Genomic DNA, 26,843 nt, shown 5'->3' on the forward strand with positions numbered 1-26,843 from the left:
ATCAAGTGCTCGCTATCGAGCCTATGCACGACAAAACTATGTTTGTAAATGGCTACCCTGAGAGCGCTCAGGTTTCTAGTTTACGTCTTAGCTTTGAAAAGTTAGGGTTCAACGACTATAAACTCGACGGCGTGAATAATAATTCTCGAGTCGATTTCACAAATAGAATTGATAAATTAAGCACTAATCTAAAGCTTAACTTTTCGTACACCAACTCACCTTCATTGCTGGCTAATGTATCGCATTTAAAAGTTTATTTTAACGATAACTTAGTTACTGTTTTACCTATTAATGAGCAATTAAGTATTGTAAAAAATACGGTAAGTCATAGCCTAGACCTAAATGCTAAATACATTCAAGACTACAACCAAATTCGCTTTGAACTAGTTGGCTACTACGACTTACGATGCCAAGATTACTTTAGCCGCTCAATTTGGACTGAAATAAACAAATCAAGCCACATCACGCTTGATCAAAAACAGTTAGCAATTGATAGCCGCCTTGAATATTTACCAGAACCATTTTTTGATGCTAAAGATTACAACAAATTAAACTTACCTTTTGTATTTGCAAGCACACCTAATACACAAGCAATCGAAGCTGCAGCCACTTTATCTAGTTGGTTTGGCGCACAAGCTGACTGGCGTGGCGCTAACTTTCCAGTCGTTTTAAATAATGCACCAGAGCAGCACAGTGTGGTGTTTATTACTAATGACTCAAAACCTGATTTTTTAAAAGATTATCCAGATGTTGAAAAGCCAACCGTCGAGCTAATTTCAAGCCCTATTCACAGATACAATAAAATGCTGTTAATTTTGGGGCGTGATGAAAAAGACTTAAAAACAGCGGTCACTGGTCTTGTATTTGGTCATAAAATTATGACTGGCCTAAGTGCAAGCATCGAAGCTATTAACAAACTCCCACTGCGTAAAGCTTATGATGCGCCGAGATGGCTAAGAAACGATCGTCCCGTGCACTTCGACGAGCTTATTGACTACCCAACTCAGTTACAAGCTGAGGGTCTTAACAACGGCCCTATAAAATTAAATGTTCGTTTTGCACCTGATTTATTTACTTGGCGTGAAAAAGGTATTCCTATTACTTTGCAATACCGTAATACGCCAGAGAGCGAAACCTTAAATTCACGTTTAAACATGCTAATAAACCAAGAATTTATAAGTGGTTTTTTACTTGATAAAAAAGACACATCGTTAACTACCGCTAAAACGTTGCTGCCTTTAATTGCTAATACAGACACAACGCAAAGCGCTGAAGACTTTTCATTAGACGGTATTAATCTTGCCAGCCGAAATGAGTTAAATTTTGACTTTAGATTTGCAGTACTTAAAAAAGGCGAATGTGCCGTTGCTCCACCTGGTGGCGAGTACGGGGTAATTGATGGAAACTCTAACATTGATGTAAGTGGGTTTGATCATTACATGGCTTTACCTGATTTAAATGTATTTGCAAACAGCGGATTCCCATTTACAAAATACGCAGACTTACAACAAACTTTAGTATTGATAGATGAAGTTCCATCACCTAAAGCACTATCTGTATTGTTTAATTTAACAGGCCACTTTGGTGCTATTACAGGCTACCCAGCTCATAGGATAAGCGTTGCTCATTTAAATGAAGATGCCAACTTAGATGATAAAGATATCTTAGTTATCGCAAAACCTAATAGCATTGCTAATAACTTAGATGAAGATGCGCAAACCAATATCCTGCTTGATAACAATCAGCGCGCTATAAAACAAGCCATATACAATGGTGCTTACGATGAGCAGACAACAGATAAAGTCCAAGTAAGTATAAAAAGTAGTGGTGATATGGCCGTTATTACTGGCTTTCAATCACCGTTTGATTCAGAGCGTTCAATTGTATCGCTTAGTGCAACATCACAAAAAGCCTTTACTCTACTAGATGATGCGTTAATGAGTTCAGAAGCTCTTGCGCAAATTAAAGGCAGTGCTGCGGTCATAAATTCTCAAGGCATTAAGACAATTAAAACTGATGAGCAATATTTTGTTGGTCATATTCCTGTGCATACCCTAATTTGGTTCCATTTATCGGATCACCCATTTGTACTGGCGCTATTGTCTATTTTAACACTACTGTTGATCTCATTTATAATATGGCGATTACTGCAAGCATTAACATACAAACGATTAGCTGAAGGAGATAAGTAATGAAGTCACTCATTAATGTATTTTTTACCGTGATTGCATTATTTACCTTTAATGCCAATGCACAAATAGAGCAATGCCAACCATGGGATGCATGGCAAACGTTTAAAAGTAACTTTATAAGCCAAGATGGTCGCGTTATTGATTTGGGGAGTGAGCAAAAAATCACAACCTCTGAAGGCCAGTCTTATGCCTTGTTTTTTGCTGTCGTAGCAAATGATAAAGCAATGTTTGACCTAGTCCTGGATTGGACGCAAGAACATTTATCAGAAGGTGATTTAAGCACTCGTTTACCAGCATGGCAATGGGGTGTTAACAATCAAAATGTTGGCGGAATTTTAGATTCAAATCCTGCGTCTGATTCTGACTTATGGATAGCATACAGTTTATCGCAAGCTGCTATTCTTTGGGATGACCGCCGCTACAGCATATTAGCAGCCGTACTTGCACAGCGAATAATGCGTGAAGAAACCGCCTATATATCGGGCCTAGGTTTATCATTACTACCCGCCCCTACTGGTTTTGAATTTGATAATGAGCGTTTTAAGTTAAACCCAAGCTACTCACCGTTATTTATTTATCAGCAGTTTAAAAAGCTTTATCCACACTCGCCTTGGCATCAACTGCACGAAGGCTCAGCAACGTTGATTTTAGATACAGCAAAGCAAGGTGTTAGCCCTGACTGGGTAATGTTTGATGCAAATAACGGTTTTTACTACGATAAAAAAACGAGCGACTTGGGCAGTTACAACGCTATTAGAGTGTATTTATGGGCAAGTATGATGGCAGACAACGCACCTTATAAAAAAGAGCTATTAGCGCAATTTAACCCTTTTATAGAAACAATTAATAAACGTGGTTACGTGCCTTTAAATACTTTTGCTAAATCAGGAAAATCTGAAAAAAGAGGCCCTCTAGGCTTTAACTCAGCTCTATTACCTTTACTAGCGACTAATAACGATAATTCTACAGTAATGGCGATCCAGCAAAAACTAATGATTGATAAATCATTTACCCAGACTCGTTATTACGACAGCGTACTTAACTTATTTGGTACAAGTGCTTTAAATAAGCGTTTTTCAATTACAGCAGATGGGACGCTACAACCGGTATGGAGCACTGAATGCCGTTAAGGTTTGCCCTCGCTTGCACATTAGCGCTTAGCTCTGGATTAAGCGCTAACACAGTCAACGATATTGATACGCAATCTGTTGATTGGTTACTAAGCCAAATAGGTATTGGTGAAGCACAGCAAAATAAAAAACTAGTTGAAGATAGCTTACGAAAGCTAGTCGCTATCGCCCCTGCCCGCATAGAAACACAGTGCGCGGTAGCGCGTTATGATTTTGCCAATGGCGAATCAGCGAAAGCCAACCAATTACTAAGTAAAATAGATAATGGGCTTACCAAACAGGCTCCGTGCGTTGAAAAGCTAAAAGTCCTTTCGCGTACTGAAGGAAAAGACAAATCTTCAATTCAGCAAGCTAAATTATTGGCTCGTGCGGGTCGTTATGAACAAGCTCGCGAAATCTATAATAATATTTTTAAAAACGTCTACCCTACATTAGATTACGAGCTTGAGCATTTAAGCTGGTATGGACAAGATAGCTCACAATGGGAAAGTGTTAAAAAAGGCTATAATAAATTAGCTCAAAGCTACCCAAGTATTGCGCAGATAGAAATTGCTTATGCCCGTCACCTACTTAGACGTAATCTTACAGATAAAAAAGCGATTGATATTTTAAGTAAATATGGCGCAGGCCCTACTTTTATTAATGAAGTAGAATATATTTGGCTTAGTGCTTTGCTAGAAATGCCCTTAACGAATGATACAGTTGAGCAGTATCAGCGCTATTTCACTCTTTATCCTTTTAGTAGTAAAGGTGAATTACAATACCAAGACTTTCTAAAAGATTATAAAAAACGTCAAACACTTCTTGCCGACCCCGCCTATCAACTTTGGGTAAGAGGCGATAAATTACTTGAGAAAAATAAACTTGCTGCCGCAGAGCCTTTACTTTTAAAAGCTTTAAGAGGCCGACCGCAAGACGGCGCTATAATGCGAAGCCTTGGCACACTCTATTTACGCCTTGGTGAAAACCAAAAGTCGTATCAATATTTTACTCGTGCACAAAAGTACACAACTGAGTTCGCTGAACGTGAAACACTACAAGAATTAGCAAAAACAGCTAAGCTTTGGCTTTATATACGCGAAGCTAAAAATGCTATTAATAATAAAGAATTTAAAACGGCTAAGCTTAAGCTTGATTTAGCAGCCACCTTAGAACAAGAAACTAATACAGTAATATATAACAAAGGTTTATTACAATTTGCTCAAGGGCAATATTCACAGGCTGCACTTACATATCAAATTGTTTTAAGAAGTGATCCACTTAATAGCAGCGCTTTAATAGGTCTACTTGAAATAGCTGAATTAGAGCAGAATGAAAAAGCCCTAACCTCTTTTTACAACAGTTTATCGTTTAATCAAAAGAAACTAATTAAAGAATCTTATTCTGTATCTTTAAGTAGTCAGTACCGCGCAAAGGCAAATACGTTTGCACAGTCGGGAGATTTAGAGCAAGCCGAAAAAGTACTAAAAGACGCTATTGAAATAGCGCCAGAACAGCCTTGGTTATACTACGATTTAGCCTTTATATACCAACAAAAGGGGCTGACAGAAGAGGCCCGCGCTTTATTTAATAATGTGCTGTGGCAATTTCCGTTAAACCCTCAGATTCGTTACAGCCACGCGCTTTTTTTACGATCCCTTGATGATTATCAAGGTGCTATTAAAACATTGCAGTACATTCCATTTAAATCCAGAGATAAAGACATTATTGCGCTTGAACAGCAGCTGCAACTTAATGAGTCTTTGACACAAAGTGAGCGCCACCTTGATGCTAAAGATAAAGCCACTGCAATCTATCATTTAAGCAACCTAGAGGCACAAAATTTAACACCCGCTATGCAGGCAGAGTTATCGCGAAGCTGGTATCGAATTAATGAAAAAAAACACGCTATAAAACTTATAAACAAAGCACTGGAAGCTGAGCCTTCTCTTTCTGCTTATTGGCATACACTTTATGGTGAGTGGCTTTTAGAGCAAGGTGATGAAAATAAAACGAAGCAATGGTTTGAAAAGTACGTATTACCAGAGAGCGCAACTGAAAACGAAACAACTCAATATGTACAGCTACAAAATAGCTATATTACTCAGTATTACAATGGTAGTGATTTAATCGCTAAGCTTAACCAGCTGGATCAAAAATATAAAAATACTCCAGCAACAACTACTGCCCTTATTAATGCAAATTTAGCACTTGAACAGCGCGAAGCGGCCGTTATTTTGTATCAGCAAAAAGTACAAAATAAACAAACCATAGAGCCTCAAGCACTACTCGCTATTGCTAATGCATACATAGAACTTGGGGACGACTTTCAAGCAAAAGAAGTTACGCAAAAAGCGATTACGCAAACCACATCGCAAGAAGGTTATTTGCAACGCCAAATCATGTCATCTCTCAATAAGTTTAATTACTCAGGGGATGCACTTTACTTAGCTAAGCAACTTGTTGAAAAGTCACCCAACGATCAAGAACTACGTTATTTAGGCGCTCAAGTAGCCAGCAAATTCAACGAAACCGAACAAGCACAATCTTGGTACGCGCAAACCCTATTACCTAATCGTACATTAAATGAAAAAGAGCTTTACGGAGCGCTTTCAAAAATAGATGAAAACGATGAATGGTATGTAAACGGTGCTAAACGAGAACTGATAAACGAGCAAAATAAAAACCAAGCCTACATTGCTATTGGTGTTAACTTTAGTGGGCAAACAAGTACCGAAAGTGAAGCAACACTTGGGGCAGGCTTAGTCCCGATTGAAGCTTACTTTCCGCTTTGGCAAGGCCAAGGGTTTATTAAAGTAGACCCGACTACTATTAGCGCACAAACAACGCGCTTTGATGAGCAATTTGCTGGCAGCCGCTATGGACAAGGTGCTTTATGTATTTTCACTTGTTCAATCGATGAAGTGACACCACAGGAAAGTGGTGTAGATGTAGGTATTGGTTGGCAAAATGAAAACTGGCGTGTAGATATAGGTACGACCCCACTCGGATTTTTAATTGAAGACATTGTATGGGGTGTAAATTACGCAGACAGTTTTGGCGACTTTGGATACAGCCTAGAACTTGAAAAACGCCCAGTTACAAGTTCGGTACTTTCTTATGCAGGTCTTAAAGATGTAAAAACAGGTGAAGTTTGGGGTGGTGTGCGCTCTACAGGCCTAACTGCTAATGTATCGCACGACTTAGGCGGAAAATGGGGTTTTTGGTCAAGTGCCGACTTTACCCTGTATAAAGGCCAAAATGTAAAAGACAACCAACGCTATCGTATGATGGGTGGTACTTATTACCGTGTAATTAGCAATCAAGAGCGTGAATTTACCGCAGGCGCTAGCTTATTACATTGGGCATACAAGTATAATTTAAGTGAAGAAACATGGGGTCATGGTGGTTATTACAGCCCACAAAACTATGTAGGTTTATCTGTGCCACTCACTTATGACGCGCGTTGGGGCGATGATTTTGTTTATCGATTAAAAACCGGTGTTTCGTACTCGCAAACAAAAACTCAATCTATTGATTTCTTCCCCAACAACACTAATCTGCAATTAGACGCATACGCTATAGAATCAATAACAGGTGTTGACCCTGTATTTGAAGGTGAAACAAGTTCTGGTGTTTCATATAATCTTGAAGGTAGTTTTGAGTATAGAATAACGCCGAATTGGTTCTTTGGTGGTTACTTAGCCATCGATCGTTCTGACTTTTACGAACCAAATTTTGGTCAGCTTTATATACGTTACTACTTTAATCCTGTGTACGGAACACTTGAGTTTCCAGGCACCCCTATTGTTCCTTATGCTGAGTTCTAACTTGGCATAAGGTGATACACCGCGAACACTTCCCCTAGCACTAAGGTATATGTATACTTGAGCGCAATTGTAACTAGGATAAGGGTGTGTCTCTTACCTTGTGGTGTTACTGCCATATAGCAAATCATTATCTTAGCTACAAATAATATACTGATGGTCGAGCATTTTAGTGGTTACAAATTCTAAAATAGCTAAAGCAAAAAATTATAAGGCCATCATAACAATACTTAAAGTTAGGAAGTAAATATGAGTTCAGCTCCAGATAGTGGCTGGTTTGGCCACCCTAAAGGACTTTCAACATTGTTCTTCACTGAAATGTGGGAACGAATGAGTTATTACGGTATGCGAGCTATGCTCGTATTATTCATGACAGCAAGCTTACAAGAAGAAGGTTTAGCCTTTACTGTTGCATCAGCTGCTGCAATTTATGGTTTATACACAGGTGCGGTATACTTTTTAGGTTTACCAGGTGGCTGGCTAGCAGATAGATTGTTTGGTGGTCAAAAAGCAGTTTGGTATGGCGGTATAATCATTATGATTGGCCATATTATTTTGGCTATTCCACATGATTATTCTTTCTTCGTTGGCTTAATATTTGTAGCGACAGGTACTGGTTTGCTAAAACCAAATATCAGCGCAATGGTCGGCCAACTATACAGTGATGCTGATGAGCGTCGTGATGGCGGTTACGCTATTTACTACATGGGTATTAACTTAGGTTCTTTAATTGGTTACTACGTTTGTGGTTACTTTATGGAAAACGTAGGTTGGCACTGGGCGTTTGGTGCAGCAGCTGTTGGTATGGCTATTGGTTTGGTGCAATATAAGCGCTCACTTAATAATTTACCAGAGCATAGCGCTTTACCTGCTAATCCACTTGGTCCTAAAGGTACTTCTCGCGCATGGGTTGGTATTGCTGCGTTTGTAATTGCAGCGGCTGCAGTTACTACGGCTGCAATGACCGGCGCAATTGTAATCAATCCAACAGTGGTTGCAGGTTACACAGCGATTGTATTTACTATTATCTTTTTTGTTTATTTTGGTGTTATTTACTTTACAGGTAAATTGACCGATGCCGAAAAACAAAGAATGTGGGCACTATTTTTAGTCTGTATTGCATCTGCATGTTTTTGGTCTGGCTTTGAACAAGCAGGTTCGTCATTAAACTTATTTGCTCGCGACTATACTGACCGCCTTATTGGTACGTTTGAAATCCCTACAACGTGGTTTCAATCATTAAACTCACTGTTTATTATTGCTTTATCGCCATTTTTTGCAGCACTTTGGATTAACTTATCTAAAAGCTTAGTGTCACCTAGCTATAGCGTTAAGTGTGCAATTGGCTTAATTATCATGGCATCTGGCTTTTTAGTTATGTTTATGGCGGCTCATTACGCAGCTGAAGGTTTAAAAGTAGCGCCTTACTGGCTTGTTACTACGTACTTTTTACATACAGTGGGTGAGCTTTGTTTAAGCCCTGTAGCGTTAAGTGCTGTAAGTAAGTTATCGCCTAAACGTTACACTGGTCAAATGATGGGTGTATTTGTATTAACTTACTCAATCGGTAATATTATTGCAGGTTTACTTGCTGGTAATTTCGATCCGAACAATGTTGATGAAATTCCTAACTTATACTTACAAATTGCATTATTTAGCATTGGTGTTGGTGTTGTTTTAGTACTAATGACTTTTAAAGCTAAAGTATGGGAAAAACAAGGGTTAGAAGAGAAAGCCTCTTAATTGTTATCTATTTTAAATATAACAACATAACCGATACATTCCTCCATAGCGTCTATGGGGGAATTTTTTTATTCAACTTTGCCCCACTCTCGTTAACTGGTATTATGTCCTGATTGATTATTGAATAGACTCAGGGACAGCAGTATATGCATTCATTAACATTATTACGTGCCACTCTAATAGCATTTCTCCTTATTTTTTTATCTGCCTGTGGTGGAGCCGAAGATCAAGTTACAGTAAATCCAAATGATCCTGTAGAGCCTGAGCCTAGTGGCTTAATTATTACCAATGCTAATGGCTTACAAACGTCATTAGATGAAGGTAACTTTACTATCAATGCCCCTGGGGAAATAGTGGCTAGCGATACCGAAATAACCTACGAAAAACTAGTCCTTGATGAGAATAATCAAGCAAAAAATATCATTTCAGATATACATACGCTTACCCCGAATACACTTCAACTTTCTAGCCCAATGACAATCACTATAAAAATACCTGACGACTATGTATTAGGCGGCCAATTAACTATTGCGCGTTTGAGCGGAGACTCTTGGTCAAGTATTACTAATTCAACAGTATCGCAAGGCTTTGTTAGTGCACAAGTAAACCAACTAGGTAGCTATGCAATAGAAATGCAACGTACGGTGGCATTTTCTGATATTGGCCCTACATGTGATGCAAATGCAACAGAGCAATCTATACGATTTGTTCACGTTGCCGACATGCATGCTCGCTTTGGGTATCAAGAGCAGTATTTTAGTCGTATCAAGGCTTATTATAAAAAAGCGTTAAGCGAATCTCCGCATACATTATTTACCGATGGTGGCGATGATTACGAAAAAGGGACCGTTGCAGAGCAAATATCACAAGGCTTAGCCTCTGATGAAACCGTAAAGCTAATGGCTTTTGATTTACGTGTTTTAGGGAATCATGACTATGCATGGGGTCCTGAAAAGCTGCTTGAGTTTTCACAAGACGATAATGCCATTGTACTTGCAAGTAATACCCGATTTGAGGGAGAGCAAAATAAGAGCTTTGGCGGTGTGGACTTTGCTAAAGTACAGGTTGGCTGCATAACATTGGGTGTGTTTGGGATGACGTCAGTACCATGGGATGAACTTGACGAGCCAATTGAAGATGACCCTATTCCTGACTTTATAAAACAATTTAAAATGAGTTGGAAGTGGCAACAAATCGCACAAAGTATTGTAAGCCAATACAGCGGTGATGTTGATTACATGATAATGCTAAGCCACTTAGGTAAAGGAACTGACGTTGAGATAGCAACCAATGTGCCCGGTATAGATTTAGTGCTTGGTGGGCATACTCATGGTGGTGAAGACTTTATAGAGCTTGAAAATAATGCTTTAGTCATTCAACCAGAATTTTATGCTCGCGGAGTCACCGATTTAAATTTAGTATTTAATACTGCAGATAAAGCACTAAGTCGTTACGATTATCAACATGTAGATACGCGAACATCTATAGAACCTGACGAAGAAACCAAGCTAGCTATCGATGAAATAATGGGCCGATATGCACCCGATGCTGATACAGAAATTGCCATTTCAGAAAACTACCCAAGTAGCTTTGAAGTTGCAGAAATAACAGCACTTGCAACTAAACATTCAAGCTCAATTAACGCAGCGCTGCTTAACCCTGAACTTGTACAAAAAAGATGGACGCCAGGCACTGTTACACAAGAAGATTTTCACAAAGCATTTTATGTTGAAAGACAGCCTTCAAACACACCTGGCTTTAATTCACTGTATCAAGTAACTGTTACAGGGACTGATTTAAAAACAATGATTGCCAGCCAACCCGATTGGTTTGCGTTAAAGCCAGAAGATATTCAAGTAACAACAAATTATAATGTCGCTTTATTTAAAGGTGCAGCACTTAATCCAGATTTATTTTTTAGCAGTGTTACTTTTAATGATGTAAAGCCAATTGCCGAAGCATGGTGGCTACTTGATCAATACGCGCGCTTTAGAACAACTCAATGTCTTCACCTTGATACAGACACACAGCTTAATGCTTGCCAAGATGTTGCAAATATAACAATTTGGAACTTTGACGATCCAACAAACCCACTGACCCCAGACTTTGGTCCATCGGTTTTAAACTACTTTGACCCAGAAAATGACGGTTGGGGCCCCGAAGACACCCGCTATGAGACAACCACTGATCTTAATATTGGGGATTTAACTGATGGTCCTTCTGGTGTAATGGCTTTTACTGATCACTCACCTACAGAGGGTTTAAAAATTGAATTAAACACACAAGCAAATGGTGATTATGCTAATGACGGTATGGTATCTGACTACACTCTAATAATGGATTTATATTGGCCATCAGAAGATAGCGATTCTTATCGTGCGATAATGCAAACTGAAACAGTAGATTATTTAGAAAACGATGCAGATATATTTATTGATCCCAGTGGCGGTTATGGTGAAGCGACGTTTAAAAGTGGATATTTTGGTGATACTAAACCAGAAACATGGCATCGTGTAGCGTTTGTGTTTTACACAGCACCAATAAATGGTGTATTTGAAGTATATATTGATGGTGAATTAACGGGTGTAAAAGAATTTGGAGAAATAGACCAACGTTGGGCTCTCAACAAAGCAGTGCTCTTATTTACTGATAATGGCTACGAAACAGTCCCTGGTTATTTAAATGCCTTACTCTATGCGGGCCGTGCTATGACCCGTGGCGAAATTAAAAGTATGGGCGGCGCACAACAAAAGTTGTCCTTTGAGCAACCGACGCGAGTGTTAAACCAAACGATTGAACGTCACTATCAAGCTGCGCCAGCGATAAAAACAAACCAATGGATTGAGCAACGTAACAAGTTCTTTGGTGGCAACTCTAAAAGTGTAAATAATTAAATACAACCAAGCTTTTGCTTGTTCATTCTAAAAGGAGGCTTCACGCAGGTGAACTCTCCTTTTTATTATTTAAAAACAACACATTAAGAATAAAAACCACTATTCAATCCTATACCATATAACTTCATTTTACTTAACTGCATTACAAACACGTAACTTTATAATAACCGTCCTATAAAATTTACACATACACTACACACTAAATAGTGCCCCCCTCTTCCCCAAATCAAAAATCTGGTTGATTATCTACTGCAATATGACAACAACACATAATCGCAGTGCTTAATTGCGGGAGTAATAATAATGAGTGAAGTAAATAACTATTTAGGTTTAGTCGGTATTGAATTTACCGAATACGCAACACCTGATGCTGATTATATGGATAAAGTATTTACTGATTTTGGCTTCTCTAAGCTTAAAAAATTCAAAGGTAAAGACATTGTTTATTACAACCAAAACGATATTCATTTTTTACTGAATAACGAGCGTGAAGGTTTTTCTGCAGAATTTGCTAAAAGCCATGGTCCTGCTATTTGTTCGATGGGTTGGCGTGTTGAGAATGCGCAAAAAGCATTTGAAACTGCAGTAGAGCGTGGTGCAAAACCAGCTACTGATTCAACACATAAAAACATGCCTTACCCTGCAATTTATGGCATTGGCGACAGCCTAATTTACTTTATTGAAAATTTTGGCGACAAAGGCACTATTTACGAAAGTGATTTTGAAGATTTAGAAACGCAAAATGTTGAAGAAGATAAAGGCTTTATCCGAATCGATCATTTAACCAATAACGTTTATAAAGGCACCATGGAAAAATGGGCTAACTTTTATAAAGACGTATTTGGTTTTACAGAAGTACGCTACTTTGACATTAAAGGTCAAAAAACAGCGCTTATTTCGTATGCACTTAAATCGCCATGCGGCACCTTCTCTATTCCAATAAACGAAGGTAAAGGTAACGATAACAACCAAATTGATGAATACCTTGGTGAGTACAATGGCCCAGGCGTTCAACATTTAGCGTTTTTAACAGATGACCTAGTAAGTTCTCTTGATAAGCTGGATAAATCAACAATTGCAACGCTCGATATTATCCCAGAGTACTACGATACTATTTTTGACCGTGTACCTTGGGTAGCTGAAGATAAAGAAAAAATTCGTAAGCACCAGATACTCGTAGATAGCCAAAGTGAAAATTGTTATTTATTACAAATTTTCTCTAAAAACTTATTTGGTCCAATCTTTATAGAAATGATCCAACGCGTTGATGATGGTGGCTTTGGTGAAGGTAACTTCCAAGCATTATTTGAATCAATCGAACGCGACCAAGAGCGTCGCGGCGTTTTATAAAATATTTGAGTAAATTAAAAGCAGCGAACTACGCTGCTTTTTGTCGTTTTAATATTTAAAAAGTATGGCGCCAAGTACAAGTATGATTAAATAAACTATACCTTGTCGCCATACAGTAAAATCCAAAGGAAATGTAATGAGCCTAATTAACGAAACCCACGATATTAATTTAACCAGCTGGGTAGAGTCAGCTAATGTTGATAATTGCGACTTCCCTATTCAAAACTTACCGTTTGCAGAGTTTCGCCGTAAAGGGTCTGATGAGGCCTTTCGTGGTGGTGTTGCAATTGGTGACCAAGTAATTGATTTAGCAAAACTGAGTAAATTAAATGTTTTAACAGGTGACGCTAAAACAGCCGCTGATGCAGCAAGTGAAGCAACTCTAAATACATTTATGGGTTTAGGGGGGCAGTATTGGTCAGCACTTCGTTTAGCGCTTTCAAAAGTACTACGAGCAGGCTCTGAGCACCAACAAGCGCTTAGCGATACGCTAGTAGCACAATCTGATATAGAGTTTTCTTTGCCTTGTCGTATCGGTGATTACACTGACTTTTACACTTCTATTTATCATGCTACAGCTGTGGGTAGTTTATTTCGTCCTGACAACCCATTATTACCTAACTATAAATGGGTACCTATTGGTTATCATGGTCGTTCTTCATCTATTGACGTATCGGGTCAAACATTTCATCGCCCTAAAGGCCAAACTAAGGCGCCTGATGCAGAAGTGCCGTCATTCGGTCCTTGTAAACGCCTTGATTACGAACTAGAACTGGGTATTTACTTAGGTAAAGGCAATGCACTGGGCGATGCAATCGCGATTGAAAATTCAGAAAACCACGTATTTGGCTTTTGTGTGTTTAACGATTGGTCAGCTCGCGATTTACAAGCTTGGGAATATCAACCGCTTGGTCCTTTTTTAGCTAAAAACTTTGCCTCAACTGTATCGCCTTGGATTGTTACAACCGAAGCGCTAGCGCCTTATAGAACAAGCTGGACGCGTGATGAAAACGATCCACAGCCTATGGACTATTTAGAGTCAAAAGCGAATCGAGACCAAGGTGCTTTTGATATTCAAATGGATGTTAAAATCCAAACGCAAAAAATGCGTAGCGAAGGCCATAACCCAACGCGTGTATCAACATCTAGCTTTAAGCACTCTTACTGGACTGTGGCACAAATGGTTACTCACCACACAGTAAATGGCTGTAACTTTATGCCAGGTGACATGTTAGGTTCGGGCACTCAGTCGGGCCCAACGCACGAAGAAGCGGGTTCTTTACTTGAACTATCTCGTGGCGGTAAAGAAAAAATTACGCTAAGCAATGGCGAACAACGTAGCTTTTTAGAAGATGGCGATAACGTTATTATGCGCGGCTGGTGTGAAAAAGAAGGCTATGCACGTATAGGTTTTGGCTCTGTAGAGAGCACAGTACTGCCTACAAAGTAATACGAGTATTAAAAATAATTATTAAAAGGGCTGCTTACTAAAAGCAGCCCTTTTTTATTAATTTTTGAACAGTTACAATTTTTTTCTAGCTTTTTTAACTCAAATTGCTATCTTAATTCGGTTAATAGCCAGTGTTTATATGCCATGTCAGTATTTATAAAGTCTTTTTATCATAAATTTTTCCCAGCTCGTCAGCTACTTATTCGCCAAAATGGCGAAGTTAAGCATGTTGTTTTAGCCTCTTGGTTTCAACTTCTTGTAGCATCGCTTATTTTAGCCACTTTTGTTTGGCTGAGTATTTCGAGCTTTCGTGTTTACACACAAACTAATAAAATATCTGACATAGAACAAAGTCAAATAAACAAGCAAACACTTTGGCAACAAAAAGTCAGTGAACAGCAAGCCCTGCAAGCAACGCAATTAGAACAACTTGCAATACTTGAGCAAAAGCAGGCGCTACTGCAAAGCATGATAGAATCCCTTCCCGCTTCGATTAGCAAAGATGTCATTAAGCTTGATACAGAACTTGATGTACCTATTAATGAAAATGGCAATGAATTTCACGAACCATTAGTCGATGAAAATCCAAAAAGTAAGCAGGCGCAGTTAATAGCTCCAATTCCATTCGCAGCAAGAATTGCCAACTTAAATAATCATTATGAACAAAGCTTTAACTTTTTAGATAACCAAATTAGCGAACGTCACCAAGCTATTTTAGCTATGGTTAAAGGCGCAGGAATTGAGTCAGCGCTTGAGCAACACTTAATATTAAGTGCCCAAACGACCGCACAAGGTGGCCCACTTGATACATTTAACGAAACAAAAATTCCAAGCCATTTTTTAGCCATCGTTGATAAGTTATTAGCATTAAATAATTTAGAAAACTTTTTAACTGAACTACCAAACACCCTCCCCTTAGCTAAAGCTAAATATTATATTTCGAGTAGTTTTGGTCTTAGAAAAGATCCAATGAATAGTAATCATGCTTTTCATAAAGGAATTGATTTAGCCGGTTGGCATAAAACCGAGATATTTGCCCCAGCAGACGCTGTAGTGCTTCGTGCCGGTCGCAATGGTGGTTATGGTAACTTTATTGAGCTTGAACATAAAAACGGCTTAGTGACTCGATTTGGGCACTTAAATAAAATTAAAGTAAAAAAAGGTCAATCAATCACTAAACATGATGTAATCGGTTTAATGGGCAGCACAGGCAGAAGTACAGGTACTCATTTACACTACGAAGTATTACTTAACGGTAAACAAGTCAATCCTCTAAAAATAACAAAGGCGCTTTCTCGTGTTTGGTAGAAAACAACAAAAAACAGTTAGCTCTAATTTAAAAAGAGTAAATCACACTCCGTCTATTATTTCTGAAGACGTACGCCTTACAGGCACTTTAGTTAGCCAAGGTGAAGTACAGCTTGATGGCCGCATTGATGGCGATATAAAAGTGGAGCATTTAGTTATTGGCTCAACGGGTGTTGTTGAAGGTATTGTTGAAGCTAAAAGCGTTATTGTTAAAGGCAAAGTTATTGGCTCAATTAATGCCAGTGAAGTAAAAGTACAAAGTGGCGCTCATGTTCATGGCGATGTGTTTCACGATACATTGAGTATTGATGCAGGTGCAGTAATTGAAGGCAGTTTAAAGCAACGCTTTGAAAAAGAAGAGCCTGAACTAATTTCGAAAGAGCTTAAACCCGCAAAAGAAGTTAAAGCATTGTTGAAGGAAGATGGCAGCGACTTATCGTTTGTAAATAAACAAGCCGCTGATAAAAACTAAGTAGAATCAGCTTAACGTAAGCTACCTTTTTTCAGTAATGTACATTGTAATATCTGCAGTGAAAACAAGCTCATTGCGGGTATTATACAGTTTAACCGGTACTACTAAGTCTTCTTTATCAATCCACTTATGCGGTAAATCAATTTCAGCGACTGCTCTTACACCTGTATCTACTTTAGCCAAATACCTAACTGTCATGCCTTTTGGGATCCAACGATGCGTTTTAACTGGAACTGTTGCATCAACCATTACACCTGCACACAATTCAGCTAAGTTACACTGCGCAATAGCATGAATAGTTCCAATATGATTATGAACGCTGCGACGATTTTTTACCACCGCACTACAATGCCCTTCTCGAAGATCGAGTACGTAAGGTTTCATCGAACCAAAATATGGCGCTTTAAAGCAAACAGCTTTAGTAAAAAGCCAATTCCCAAAAGGTAGGCGCTTAAATTTATGCCATGTTTGTACAAGTGCAGATTTATTACTCATTATTATTTTCCATCAACAGTTACTTTTTTCAAATTAACACATCAGACCAGTTTTAAAAAGTGCATTTAAACTGCCTTTTAGCTTAATCCAATCAAAAAATAAAAATGACAACCTATACAGGGGTCATAAGCCCTTTCTTTTTTACGAGTGCCCACCTAAAATACTCGGCAAAAGGAGACTCAATGCAAACACAGCCCGCTAAACCTAATATGACTTTGTTACTTATCCTAGCGTTACTCGTTATATTTTGCCCTATGGCAATCGATATTTACTTACCCGCTTTTCCTACTATTGCAGAACAATTTGCAGTTACAGAACAACAAGTTCAGCAAACCGTTGCTATTTTTATGCTAACAGTAGGTTTAGGCCAATTAATTGCGGGGCCTTTGGCCGATAGGTTTGGCCGAAAGCCAGTGGCTATAGTGGGTATAAGTTTATATGCAGGCTCAGCATTACTTGCCTATTACTCGCCTTCTTTTGAAGTATTGATGATTGCACGTGCTCTTCAAGGTTTTGGAGCCTGTGCCACATTTGTTGTCGCATTTGCGATAGTGCGTGACAAATATGGTAGTGAACGAAGTGGACAAATGATCACTTACCTTAACGGGATTGTGTGCTTTATTCCGGCAATGGCACCTATTTTAGGAGCTTGGCTTACCGTACAATTTGGCTGGCGTATGAACTTTATGTTTTTAACCGCGTTTGCCATTGTAGGGCTTGTTGTTACGCTATTCTTTTTTAGAGAAACTCGTCCTGCTGATAGCCATTATCAGGGGCATATTTTAGATTTACGTCGCTTTACACCGATTATTAAAACACCAATATTTTTGTTTAATAGTCTAATTTGTATGGTCGCCATGTCGGCTATATTAGTGTACGTAACGCTCGCACCAGGCTGGCTCATTACACATTTAGGCGGCACAGTAGCCGACTTTACTTTTTGGTTTACGCTAAATGCCGTAATAAGTATTGTCGCAAGTTTTATATTACCAACGTACATTAAACGAAATAGCCAGCGCGCTTTGCGTGTAGGCGTAAGTATACTGGTTTTCTCAGGGTTATTAATGCTCGCGCTTAGCGGTATAGAAACGGCATTTGCGCTTATGTTACCTATTTTAATTGCAGCATTAGGCTTTGCTTTAAGTTTAGGGTCGGCTGCAGGTATGGCTCTGTCGAGCTTTCCTAAACAAGCAGGCACAGCCTCGGCATTACTTGGTGCTATGCAAATGAGTGGCGCGAGTATACTCGTTGTTTTAACCCAACATTTAGGGTTAAGTACACCGTGGTTAATTGCTTTTCACTTATTATTGCTAGTTCCGCTTTGGCTTATTTTAATGAGCAAAAAAGCACATACTTTGCACCCAACTAAAAGCGCTCAATGATCAATCCTGATTTTTTAGTCTCGTTTTTATTAGCCAGCTTTTTAATGGCTGTAGCACCTGGGCCATCAAATGCATTTTTGATGGCACAAACATTTGCTAATGGTCGAAGCGCCGGTATGCAAAGTGCTTTTGGTTTTGCATTAGGTGGGGTTATTCATACTCTATTTGCTGTTGTAGGCCTAAGCGCAGTCCTAAAAGCTTCCCCAAGTGCCTATGCCGCAGTGCAATATGTAGGCGCAGCATACTTATGTTATTTGGGGCTTATGATGATTAAAGGCACGCTAAAGCAGCCAGAGCCTATATCTGATGACAAGCAAACCGATAAACCGCATATAAGTACCAGTAAAAAAAGTAATGTCATGTTTCAAGCAATGATGACTGAAGTACTAAACCCTAAAGTGGCGTTGTTTTTTATTGCATTTATTCCGCAATTTGTAGATCCAACGCTTTCATCTGCTACTTTTCAACTCGCTTTTTTTGGCTTGCTTTACCCTATTTTTGCTTTTCCGATTGACTGCACGTATATTTATTTTGGCGACAAAATTGCACAGTTTTTTAGACGTAACCCAAATAGCCAACTTTGGATTGATAGGATCACCGGCATTGTATTTATAGCCCTTGCTATCAATCTATTATTTTAACTAACCTGCACTTTGGTTAAGAGATTTATTACCCAGAGTTTAAGCTAACTAATAAAAAAGAATCAGCATGGAACAAAAAACACAATCTCTTCCCGCACAAAAAAATATTGCTTTAGTTGCCCACGACGGTAAAAAAGCAGCATTAAAATTATGGTGTGAAAAGCACAAAGAAATACTAAGTAAGCACACTTTATATGGCACAGGTACTACAGGGCATTTAATTCAAAAAACCACGGGACTTGATGTAGTTCAGCTTTTAAGTGGTCCTATGGGCGGCGATCAACAACTTGGCGCTAAAATAGCTGAACATGAGATACATGTTTTGATATTTTTTTGGGACCCATTAGCATCACAGCCTCATGACCCTGATGTTAAAGCACTGCTGCGTTTAGCCGCTGTTTGGAATATTCCGGTGGCGTGTAATGAGGTGAGTGCAGATATGTTATTAAGCTCACCACTTATGGATGTAGAGCTTGAACGTACATTGCCAGATTACGAAAAATACCTCGCAACCCGACAAATAGATCTTTAAACCTCAATTGTAATCTAGGTTATTTATAAAGCATGCTGGCCCATTTAGTCAGGCCAGCAGTTACACTACCAAAGTGGTCCCCGTTAACCATTTTTATATTGCCTAAGTGCTCACTTAAAGCCGCTTTAATCAATGGTGATTGTGCACTACCGCCTGTTAAGTAAATAATGTCTGGCGTGGTCGCAGCGTCGCTGATTGCTTGTTTTGCTAAAGTAACTATTTGGCTAATACTACTCTCAACGGCAACAGCTAAATCGCTTACCGATACATTTTTATTCAGCCCACTATCTAAAAAGCTTAAATCACAATCAAACGCACTAGCTGATGAAAGTGCTATTTTAGCCGCTTCACCTTGTTGTACTAACTGATGACCTTGCTTGTTTTGCTGTAAATGTATTAAACGCTTATAAAGCTCAGGCGCACTTACATCACGTAATTGTGCATTTAGCTCTCGGGTATGGCTTTCACTATAAAATTGGCTTTGTAAGTTTACATCGTTAATTTTACACGCTTGCCAAAACGCTTGATTAGGCAAAGGTAGACCTGATTTAAACGTACTGCCTAAACCCAATAACGGCATTAAACCATGAAAGCTCAAAGCAATATCTAAATCGTTTCCGCCAACACGTTTACCACTGTGAGATAAAAAATCGCCATCGCGCTGGCTATTTCCTCTAAAACTCGGACCCATTTGTACAAACGAGCAGTCACTCGTACCACCACCAATATCAATAACGAGTACTTTTTGATCCTGAGTTAAATCACTCTCGTAATCGATACCCGCAGCAAGTGGCTCATATAAAAACTCTACGTCTTTAAAACCAGCGCGTTTAGCAGCGCGTTCTAAAATACCAACGGCTTGCTGATTTGACTGCTCACCACCCACAGCTTGAAAGTTTACTGGGCGACCAATCACTGTTTGTGTAAGTGTTTTACCTAGAGAGAGCTCAGCGCGTTGCTTAATTTTTAAGATCATCGCGGTTGCAATATCTTCAAAAAAGTTAATTTGACCTTGCTTTAAACCTGTTGCGCCAAAAAATGATTTAGGGGACTTAACAAAGTAGCCTTCTTCAGGGAACTGCACGTACTCGCTAATCGCTTCACGACCAATAAATAGGGTTTCATCTGAAGGCTGTAAATCAAGGTCTGACTTAATACGAGGCAAGGTATTTAATAATGCTTGGCGCTGTGCTAAAAAGTCATGCTCATGGGCTGTGCCATGTAAGTGCTTAGCAACAAAGTCAACAACCAAGGCACTGTGATGAGTGTAAAGTGTAGACGGTAAGTAATGTTTTCCTTGCTCTAGCGGTACTAATTGAACATTACCCTCGCTCATTACACCCATAGCACAATTAGAACTACCGTAATCAAAACCTACAAACATACTTCACCATACATTACCAAAAAGGCCGCGCAATTTAGCACACTTTGTAAAAATTATAAATGTTATAAACTATCTCTTACTCGTAAAAAACTAGCAAAACGCGGTAAACCGTTTTTTGTTAATCCATGAAATCGGTACGTTACAGTGCTACCTATCTCAGGCGCCGTGGAGCGCTCTGCATCACTAAACCCAGTACCAATAGAAAACACCTGCCCTTGTGCTGTTTTTACCCTTAATGCCCCTAACATACCTTGGTATTTTCCTTTACCTGGTAAATGTGCAATCACAACCGCTTCTGCATCTAAATAAGGCTTTAGTTTTAGTAATGCATTGCTTCGACCATTGCTGTGCTTAGCACTAGCCAAATGAAGCATTACGCCCTCGCCGCCCTGCTTAGTTATGTTTTCAAAATACTCTGTGAGCTGCTCATTATTAGTAAAGCTATATTGGACTACAACACTAATGTGCGGCGAGTTTAGGCTAGTAATAAGCTCATTATAGTTTTTATAGCGAGTGCTAAAAGGCAGATTTTCATCTGGCATATCAAATACTTTATAAGTAATAGTTTGCCAATCATGATTATTAGGTTTTTTAGTTCTTACTATGCCACTAAGCGCAGAAAAGTGCTCACGCTTGGTCCATAGCTCACCATCAAGCCATACATTTGGCAATGGCGCTGTAAACCAACTCGGCGCATTGATAATATTGCCCTTGCGAGTAACAAACTGCGTGCCGGTCCATATAGCTCTTACGCCATCATATTTTTCACTAACTAAATACTTACTTACATCGTAATGTTTAGTTTCGTTATATACTTTAGCCAGTAAAACAGAGGGTTGTGCTGCACTTATACATTGCGTAAAAAGTACAACAATTAAAAGCAGGTGTTTAATAGTAAACATTGGCGCATCCAAGCAAGTAAAAGTTGGCTTAAACTATAGTTGAGATTGCACCCATTGCCAAAACTCATCTAAGTTACTCATTTTATAGGTAGCTTGGCTAAAATCGTGATCTTGAGTATGGCTATTAGCAATGGCTACAACACGTAACAAGGCGTTGTTGGCAGCCGTAACGCCGGTAAATGTATCCTCAACAGCAATTGCATTGCCAGCTTGTATATTTATTTGCTTAAGCGCCAATAAATATGGGTCTCCTGCAGGTTTAGGATTAGTTACATCGTCTTTTGTTACCACCGTGTCAAACAGTTCATAAAAGCCTAAACCTTTAAGTATTGGCATGGCTTCACTTTTAGCACTGCCTGTTACTAATGCCATTTTTAAGCCACTCGCCTTTACAGCTTTCAACGTTTGCTCTGTAAACGGCATCAGGGGGGGTAAATGTGTTATTACATATTCACCAAATAAACGGTATTTTTCATCCGCTAAAAATTGTGCGGTTACTGATAAGTTATGCTCTTGCTTAATTTCTATTGCAGCTTCTAAAGTAGGCCGTCCTGAAAAACGCTGACAAAAATCACTTTCTAAATAACTAACACCATAAGGCTTAAGTAGTTGACTCCAACATACAAAGTGCATGCTTTCTGAATCAACTAATGTGCCATCCATATCAAATAATACTGCTTCTAATGTCATCCTCATTCCTTATTTAACTTGAGCTAAATTTTGACAATAAAAAAGGCGCCTTAAGCACCTTTTATATAAATACAGTTATTGCGTTAAGCCTGCTGGCGGCTCACCCGTTGCTTCTTCACCCGTATCAATATCAACAAGCTCGTAGCCGCGCGTTTTACGCATAACTTTAAGTACAGGCTTTTCAAATGCTGTTTTTAAACGATCTGAGTCATCTTTCAACTCATCAAGTGTTGTACCAAAAGGGGCTGCGCCAGTTTCTGACCAGTTAGTTACTTTACCATTTAGGTTATATTCTACTTCGTGTATTTGATATTGCGCTGCTTCGTCTTTCGTTGCTTCACAAAAAATTACACGGTAATTCCAAAATCCAGCCATCTTTTTATCTCTTTAAATTAATTAACGCTACTTTACCAGCTTTATAAAAACATAAAAGCCTGCACAAGGCAGGCTTTTAAAATTAATACTATTTAGGTTAACGGTTAGAAAAAGTTAACTTTAAATTCAGCACCAACATAGCGTTCTTCGTTAACAATACCTGTATTGTTGTTAAAGTCTACAGCACCAATAACTTGTTGCTCGTCAAACAAGTTACGAACAAACGCAGCTACTTCGTATTCGTAATCGCCTTCAGACCATGTGTAACCTGTACGAAGACCTGTTTCAATAAGCTCTTTACCTTCAAACTCTACTGATTCGTAAAGGAACATATTGATTTTACTACGGTAAGAAATATCACCGCTAGCAAAGAAATTACCATCAGCTAATTCTTTAGTGTAGCGAAGCGTAAAGTTAGAGATCCACTCAGGCGCATGCGGTAAGCTGTTACCATCAAGTATTGCACGATCTTCAGGACCAAATGCACCAGCTACTTGGAAAGTCGGGTCTGTAACCGTACATTGAGCACAAACAGCCACAGCTAAATCGTTATCTTTGATTTCAGTTTTGTTGTAGCTTAAGTTAAATGTTGCATTAAACTCATCGCTTAATACCCACTGCGTATCTAACTCAAAACCATAGCCAGTCGTTTTATCTGCATTAACTAAACGGTTAAAGTTAGCACCACCACCTACAGCAGTAAGTTGCTGGTCATCCATTGTGTAGTAAAATACAGTCGCGTTAACACGACCTTGGCCATCTAACACGTCTGATTTAATACCTGTTTCGTACGATGTTACAGTTTCTGACTCAGCAGTAGTTACATCATCACCAAACAAAATACGACCTTGTAAACTAGGTGCTCGGAAGCTGTTTGCTACACGGCCGTACCAGTTAACATCATCGTTTACTTTGTAGTTTGCAGATAAATCCCAGCTAACATGGTTGTCACTAACATCACGTTCTACAAGTAAAGCACCACCGCCGATCGGGCTAATTGTACGGTCTGCTACAAAATCTTTATCATCGTCAGAGTAGCGAAGGCCTGCAGTTACTTTTAAATCATCTGAAAAAGTATAATCTACAGAACCAAATACAGCCCAAGCTGTTGTATCTTGTTGCTGGCGAACATATCCATTTAAAACACCGCCTTTCTCAGTGTCATAACTAAAGTTTTCAATAGTTAGCTCTTCATCAAAGTAAAATACACCTACTTGATAATTTAAATCACCATCAAAGTTACTCGATAAACGTAGCTCTTGCGTTAATTGGTCGTGTTCTGGAATGCCATCAGCACTTTCTGAAGAAAAGAAAATAATTTCAGGACCGCTTTCTGGTGCAGCGTCAAAACCGCCGTAACCACCATCGATGTCAGCGCGAGAATATATTTCAGCGCTTTCCCATGCAGAAATTGAAGTGATTGTGTGGTTTTTAAGTTCCCACTCAAGCTTTAAGCTTGCACCTTCAGATTCTACTTGTTGAGTAGAACGTGATGCGGCATCTTGATAAACAACATCACTTTCGTAGTTATCTACAAGCTCATTTGTGCCAGGTTTAATTACGTTTGCACGAAAGGCAATTGGAGAGCCGTCTAAATCACGTGTGTGATAGTTTAATAAAGCAGTAAAATCATCGCCTTCATATAAAAACTGAACGCGCGCTGCTTTTTCAGTGTAACCACCTTGCTCATCTTTCGCTTCAAAGCCTGGCGCTTGGTTATCAATGTAATCGTCTTTATCTTGCCATAATAATGAAACACGAGCAGATAAACGGTCAGTAAGAGCACCACCTACAGCGCCACTTGTGTCTACAGCACCGCGGCTACCGTATGAAACAGAGCCATAACCATCAAATTCTTGGCTTGGTTTAACAGTATCAAACTTAACAAGGCCAGCAGGCGTGTTACGTCCAAATAAAGTTCCCTGTGGTCCACGTAATACTTCTACGCGTTCAACATCAAATACTGGGAAGCCTTTTAAAATTGCATTTTCTTGAACGACTTCATCAACAACAAGTGATACTGGTTGTGATGCATTCAAATCGAAATCGGTATTACCTAAACCACGAACGTAAAAGCGTGGGAATGAACGACCAAATGAAGATTCAATTGATAAACTTGGAATTTTCGCATTTAAAAAACGAATATCCATACCAGCTGAGCTATACGCATCAAGGTTATCACCTTGTAGAGCAGATACTGCTACTGGTACTTCTTGAGCGTTTTCTACACGTTTACGAGCTGTTACCTGAATAACTTCTAGTTGATTACTTTTTTTAGCTGCTTCTTCAGCGGCTAAAGAAGAAAATGAAGTACCTGCTACTGCAGAGAACAACGTTGCATTGATTAGGGTGGCTAACGTAGATCTTTTCATTGCTTTCATGTTGGGTTTAACCTTTTTTGTGCACTCTTGTTCAACGGTTTTTTGTGTTGCGCTACTTATACCTTGAAGGTAAGTTGCGGGCTCGTTCAATTTTTCGCGACTTGCGTCATGCGCGCGGACCTTATTATCGAGAGTACAAAAACGATGCTATAAGGCTGAACGAACGATTAAGATTATATCATTTTGTAATAATTTTACTGCATAAATATTGACATAATTAGAAACTTTTTTGCAACATTTAACTACAAGATTACGCATTTTTATCACTATTTAGATGCAAAAACCTAATAGTGCGGACATATGTCCTTTGTTGGTTTTAATAAACTGGAGTAGGAAGAATGGATTGTTTTACATGTTAACCTAAAATAGAAACATCTACTTATATACAAATAAAGCCATCCAAAAATGACTTTAAATAGCTACTGTATTTGGATTATGAGCGCTTAAACGCAATTTCACCGTCGATATGAATGTCGCGCTGAGGGAAGGCAATCACTACATCATGCTTTTCAAATACAGCGTAAATACTAAAACGAATATCACTGCGCACTTTTCTAAGCATGGTTTCAGACTCGGCGCACACCCAAAAAATAGCATTAAATACGAGCGAGCTATCAGCAAAGTCATCAAATAATACCGACGACTTTGGATTAGCCAATATTGCTTCATGATCATCAAGCACTTGTTGAATAAGCTTTTTAACCAGTATCACATCTGAACCGTATGCAACACCTACACTGACCGATGAGCGTGCATTGCCATCTATTAGCGTCCAATTTGTTACTGTATTTTCGAGCAATTGAGAATTAGGAATAAGCATATGTACGCCGTCATTTCGGCGAATACGCGTTGAGCGAGTGTTAATTGTTTCTACTACGCCTTTTGCATTCCCTACCTCTAAAAAGTCACCAATACGTATTGGGCGTTCCCACATCAATATCCAGCCACTAATAAAGTTATTTATTATGTTTTGCGCACCAAAGCCTACACCAATGGCTATTGCACCCGACACAAAAGCAAACGCAGTCAGCGGTATGCTTAATACTTCTAAAGATGTAAAAATTAAAATTGCGATACTTAAAATAAAGTAGATACGTGTAAATAAATGCACGGCATCTTGGCTTAGTTTTTTTGCCAATAATGTTTTTGTTATTAGCTTGCCAATACGCGTCACAATAAACCAAATAGCGAAAAGTATTAAAGGCACTTTAATAATTTTTGCTACGGTAATGTGTACATCGCTGTAACTAAATACAACAAAGGCAAGAATTTGGTTTATGTGTTCTAAGGTCATTTATTTTCCAAAACAAGCAAAGGAGCGCTTTAAATTAAAATCGCTATAAAGTGAAAGCGGTTCAGTGTTGGGTAAGTTTAGCAGTCATAATATAACTAAAACGCCAAGTTAATAAGTTCAATATGCTTTTTATGAACAATTTATTAACTCTTTATTGCACCGAGTGCTATATAAATAGTGTACAAGCACTGGAGATCACATATGACACAACTTACTTTAAATCAAAGACTCGCTACTTTGCAGCCGCAGGTAGACTTACATTTATTTGAAAGCAGCCTAGATTACCGAAATAAAATTTTGTGCCTTCTTGCAGAACAAGAGCAAACACTGGCATCTATCAACAAAGAGTTTGGCCAACAACAACCTAGCAACTTTGGCTCTGAGAGAAAATTTGTACTTGGATATAACTAAGCAATTATGAC

20 protein-coding genes are annotated in these 26,843 nt (G+C 38.9%); 13 read left to right on the plus strand and 7 right to left on the minus strand.

What is annotated here, in order from left to right:
• The first annotated feature begins 5 nt into the window (after positions 1-5).
• The 9 genes from bcsB (at position 6) to CXF89_RS13180 (ending at position 16,345) form a co-directional block, all read left to right on the plus strand.
• On the plus strand, positions 6-2,192 hold the full coding sequence (gene bcsB, locus CXF89_RS13140; RefSeq protein WP_257983223.1) for a cellulose biosynthesis cyclic di-GMP-binding regulatory protein BcsB: 2,187 nt from the start codon (positions 6-8) through the stop codon (positions 2,190-2,192).
• Positions 2,192-3,322, plus strand: a complete 1,131-nt coding sequence (bcsZ, locus tag CXF89_RS13145) for a cellulose synthase complex periplasmic endoglucanase BcsZ (protein ID WP_121954865.1) — start codon at positions 2,192-2,194, stop codon at positions 3,320-3,322. The genes bcsB and bcsZ overlap by 1 nt, the downstream gene beginning before the upstream one ends.
• On the plus strand, positions 3,313-7,131 hold the full coding sequence (locus tag CXF89_RS13150; RefSeq protein ID WP_121954866.1) for a cellulose synthase subunit BcsC-related outer membrane protein: 3,819 nt from the start codon (positions 3,313-3,315) through the stop codon (positions 7,129-7,131). Before bcsZ ends, CXF89_RS13150 begins: the two co-directional genes overlap by 10 nt.
• A gap of 246 nt (positions 7,132-7,377) precedes the next feature.
• On the plus strand, positions 7,378-8,871 hold the full coding sequence (locus CXF89_RS13155) for a peptide MFS transporter (protein ID WP_121954867.1): 1,494 nt from the start codon (positions 7,378-7,380) through the stop codon (positions 8,869-8,871).
• Between the two features lie 146 nt (positions 8,872-9,017).
• Complete coding sequence (locus CXF89_RS13160; protein ID WP_121954868.1) at positions 9,018-11,765, plus strand: metallophosphoesterase; 2,748 nt, start codon at positions 9,018-9,020, stop codon at positions 11,763-11,765.
• Positions 11,766-12,068: 303 nt separating this feature from the next.
• Entirely contained in the window at positions 12,069-13,115 is a 1,047-nt protein-coding gene (gene hppD / locus CXF89_RS13165; RefSeq protein ID WP_121954869.1) for a 4-hydroxyphenylpyruvate dioxygenase, read from the plus strand.
• 136 nt (positions 13,116-13,251) lie between these two features.
• Positions 13,252-14,565, plus strand: a complete 1,314-nt coding sequence (fahA, locus tag CXF89_RS13170; protein WP_121954870.1) for a fumarylacetoacetase — start codon at positions 13,252-13,254, stop codon at positions 14,563-14,565.
• A gap of 144 nt (positions 14,566-14,709) precedes the next feature.
• On the plus strand, positions 14,710-15,873 hold the full coding sequence (locus tag CXF89_RS13175; RefSeq protein WP_101217791.1) for a M23 family metallopeptidase: 1,164 nt from the start codon (positions 14,710-14,712) through the stop codon (positions 15,871-15,873).
• Entirely contained in the window at positions 15,863-16,345 is a 483-nt protein-coding gene (locus CXF89_RS13180) for a bactofilin family protein (protein ID WP_121954871.1), read from the plus strand. The genes CXF89_RS13175 and CXF89_RS13180 overlap by 11 nt, the downstream gene beginning before the upstream one ends.
• A gap of 21 nt (positions 16,346-16,366) precedes the next feature.
• Here the strand turns inward: CXF89_RS13180 and CXF89_RS13185 are convergent, their stop codons facing one another.
• Positions 16,367-16,840, minus strand: coding sequence for a hotdog fold domain-containing protein (locus CXF89_RS13185; RefSeq protein WP_121954872.1), 474 nt, complete (start codon positions 16,838-16,840; stop codon positions 16,367-16,369).
• A 182-nt stretch (positions 16,841-17,022) separates the two neighbouring features.
• On the opposite strand from CXF89_RS13185, the gene CXF89_RS13190 reads away from it, so the two are divergent.
• The 3 genes from CXF89_RS13190 (at position 17,023) to CXF89_RS13200 (ending at position 19,395) form a co-directional block, all read left to right on the plus strand.
• The gene (locus CXF89_RS13190; protein WP_121954873.1) at positions 17,023-18,222 is read left to right on the plus strand and encodes a multidrug effflux MFS transporter; all 1,200 of its coding nucleotides are present in this window, start codon (positions 17,023-17,025) and stop codon (positions 18,220-18,222) included.
• Complete coding sequence (locus tag CXF89_RS13195; RefSeq protein ID WP_010555134.1) at positions 18,219-18,863, plus strand: LysE family translocator; 645 nt, start codon at positions 18,219-18,221, stop codon at positions 18,861-18,863. Before CXF89_RS13190 ends, CXF89_RS13195 begins: the two co-directional genes overlap by 4 nt.
• A gap of 67 nt (positions 18,864-18,930) precedes the next feature.
• Positions 18,931-19,395, plus strand: coding sequence for a methylglyoxal synthase (locus CXF89_RS13200; RefSeq protein WP_002958191.1), 465 nt, complete (start codon positions 18,931-18,933; stop codon positions 19,393-19,395).
• A gap of 19 nt (positions 19,396-19,414) precedes the next feature.
• Here CXF89_RS13200 and yegD read toward each other — a convergent pair whose 3' ends face one another.
• The 6 genes from yegD to CXF89_RS13230 all read right to left on the minus strand — a co-directional run bounded on the left by yegD (position 19,415) and on the right by CXF89_RS13230 (position 26,421).
• Positions 19,415-20,779, minus strand: coding sequence for a molecular chaperone (gene yegD / locus CXF89_RS13205; protein ID WP_024607177.1), 1,365 nt, complete (start codon positions 20,777-20,779; stop codon positions 19,415-19,417).
• A gap of 62 nt (positions 20,780-20,841) precedes the next feature.
• Positions 20,842-21,681 carry a DNA ligase gene (locus tag CXF89_RS13210; RefSeq protein WP_121954874.1) on the minus strand — a complete coding sequence of 280 codons (840 nt, stop codon included), beginning with the start codon at positions 21,679-21,681 and terminating at the stop codon, positions 20,842-20,844.
• A 33-nt stretch (positions 21,682-21,714) separates the two neighbouring features.
• Positions 21,715-22,371 carry an HAD family hydrolase gene (locus CXF89_RS13215; protein WP_121954875.1) on the minus strand — a complete coding sequence of 219 codons (657 nt, stop codon included), beginning with the start codon at positions 22,369-22,371 and terminating at the stop codon, positions 21,715-21,717.
• A 75-nt stretch (positions 22,372-22,446) separates the two neighbouring features.
• On the minus strand, positions 22,447-22,746 hold the full coding sequence (locus tag CXF89_RS13220) for a hypothetical protein (protein ID WP_121954876.1): 300 nt from the start codon (positions 22,744-22,746) through the stop codon (positions 22,447-22,449).
• 104 nt (positions 22,747-22,850) lie between these two features.
• A complete protein-coding gene (locus CXF89_RS13225; protein WP_121954877.1) occupies positions 22,851-25,127 on the minus strand; it encodes a TonB-dependent receptor in 2,277 nt (758 codons plus the stop codon).
• 433 nt (positions 25,128-25,560) lie between these two features.
• Entirely contained in the window at positions 25,561-26,421 is an 861-nt protein-coding gene (locus CXF89_RS13230) for a mechanosensitive ion channel family protein (RefSeq protein ID WP_007581304.1), read from the minus strand.
• A gap of 201 nt (positions 26,422-26,622) precedes the next feature.
• Between CXF89_RS13230 and CXF89_RS13235 the strand changes: the two genes are divergently transcribed.
• Entirely contained in the window at positions 26,623-26,832 is a 210-nt protein-coding gene (locus CXF89_RS13235) for a hypothetical protein (RefSeq protein ID WP_024590275.1), read from the plus strand.
• The last annotated feature ends 11 nt before the right edge of the window (positions 26,833-26,843 follow it).

It is taken from the genome of Pseudoalteromonas sp. MelDa3, from assembly GCF_002863625.1.
GTDB lineage: Bacteria > Pseudomonadota > Gammaproteobacteria > Enterobacterales > Alteromonadaceae > Pseudoalteromonas > Pseudoalteromonas arctica.

Coding starts and splice junctions, on each gene's coding strand:
- CXF89_RS13190 (WP_121954873.1), top strand. CDS start 17,023: ATGCAAACACAGCCCGCTAAACCTAATATGACTTTGTTACTTATCCTA.
- CXF89_RS13215 (WP_121954875.1), bottom strand. CDS start 22,371: ATGACATTAGAAGCAGTATTATTTGATATGGATGGCACATTAGTTGAT.
- CXF89_RS13235 (WP_024590275.1), top strand. CDS start 26,623: ATGACACAACTTACTTTAAATCAAAGACTCGCTACTTTGCAGCCGCAG.
- CXF89_RS13160 (WP_121954868.1), top strand. CDS start 9,018: ATGCATTCATTAACATTATTACGTGCCACTCTAATAGCATTTCTCCTT.
- CXF89_RS13200 (WP_002958191.1), top strand. CDS start 18,931: ATGGAACAAAAAACACAATCTCTTCCCGCACAAAAAAATATTGCTTTA.
- bcsZ (WP_121954865.1), top strand. CDS start 2,192: ATGAAGTCACTCATTAATGTATTTTTTACCGTGATTGCATTATTTACC.
- CXF89_RS13155 (WP_121954867.1), top strand. CDS start 7,378: ATGAGTTCAGCTCCAGATAGTGGCTGGTTTGGCCACCCTAAAGGACTT.
- CXF89_RS13175 (WP_101217791.1), top strand. CDS start 14,710: ATGTCAGTATTTATAAAGTCTTTTTATCATAAATTTTTCCCAGCTCGT.
- CXF89_RS13230 (WP_007581304.1), bottom strand. CDS start 26,421: ATGACCTTAGAACACATAAACCAAATTCTTGCCTTTGTTGTATTTAGT.
- CXF89_RS13225 (WP_121954877.1), bottom strand. CDS start 25,127: ATGAAAGCAATGAAAAGATCTACGTTAGCCACCCTAATCAATGCAACG.
- CXF89_RS13150 (WP_121954866.1), top strand. CDS start 3,313: ATGCCGTTAAGGTTTGCCCTCGCTTGCACATTAGCGCTTAGCTCTGGA.
- CXF89_RS13210 (WP_121954874.1), bottom strand. CDS start 21,681: ATGTTTACTATTAAACACCTGCTTTTAATTGTTGTACTTTTTACGCAA.
- CXF89_RS13195 (WP_010555134.1), top strand. CDS start 18,219: ATGATCAATCCTGATTTTTTAGTCTCGTTTTTATTAGCCAGCTTTTTA.
- CXF89_RS13220 (WP_121954876.1), bottom strand. CDS start 22,746: ATGGCTGGATTTTGGAATTACCGTGTAATTTTTTGTGAAGCAACGAAA.
- hppD (WP_121954869.1), top strand. CDS start 12,069: ATGAGTGAAGTAAATAACTATTTAGGTTTAGTCGGTATTGAATTTACC.
- fahA (WP_121954870.1), top strand. CDS start 13,252: ATGAGCCTAATTAACGAAACCCACGATATTAATTTAACCAGCTGGGTA.
- CXF89_RS13185 (WP_121954872.1), bottom strand. CDS start 16,840: ATGAGTAATAAATCTGCACTTGTACAAACATGGCATAAATTTAAGCGC.
- yegD (WP_024607177.1), bottom strand. CDS start 20,779: ATGTTTGTAGGTTTTGATTACGGTAGTTCTAATTGTGCTATGGGTGTA.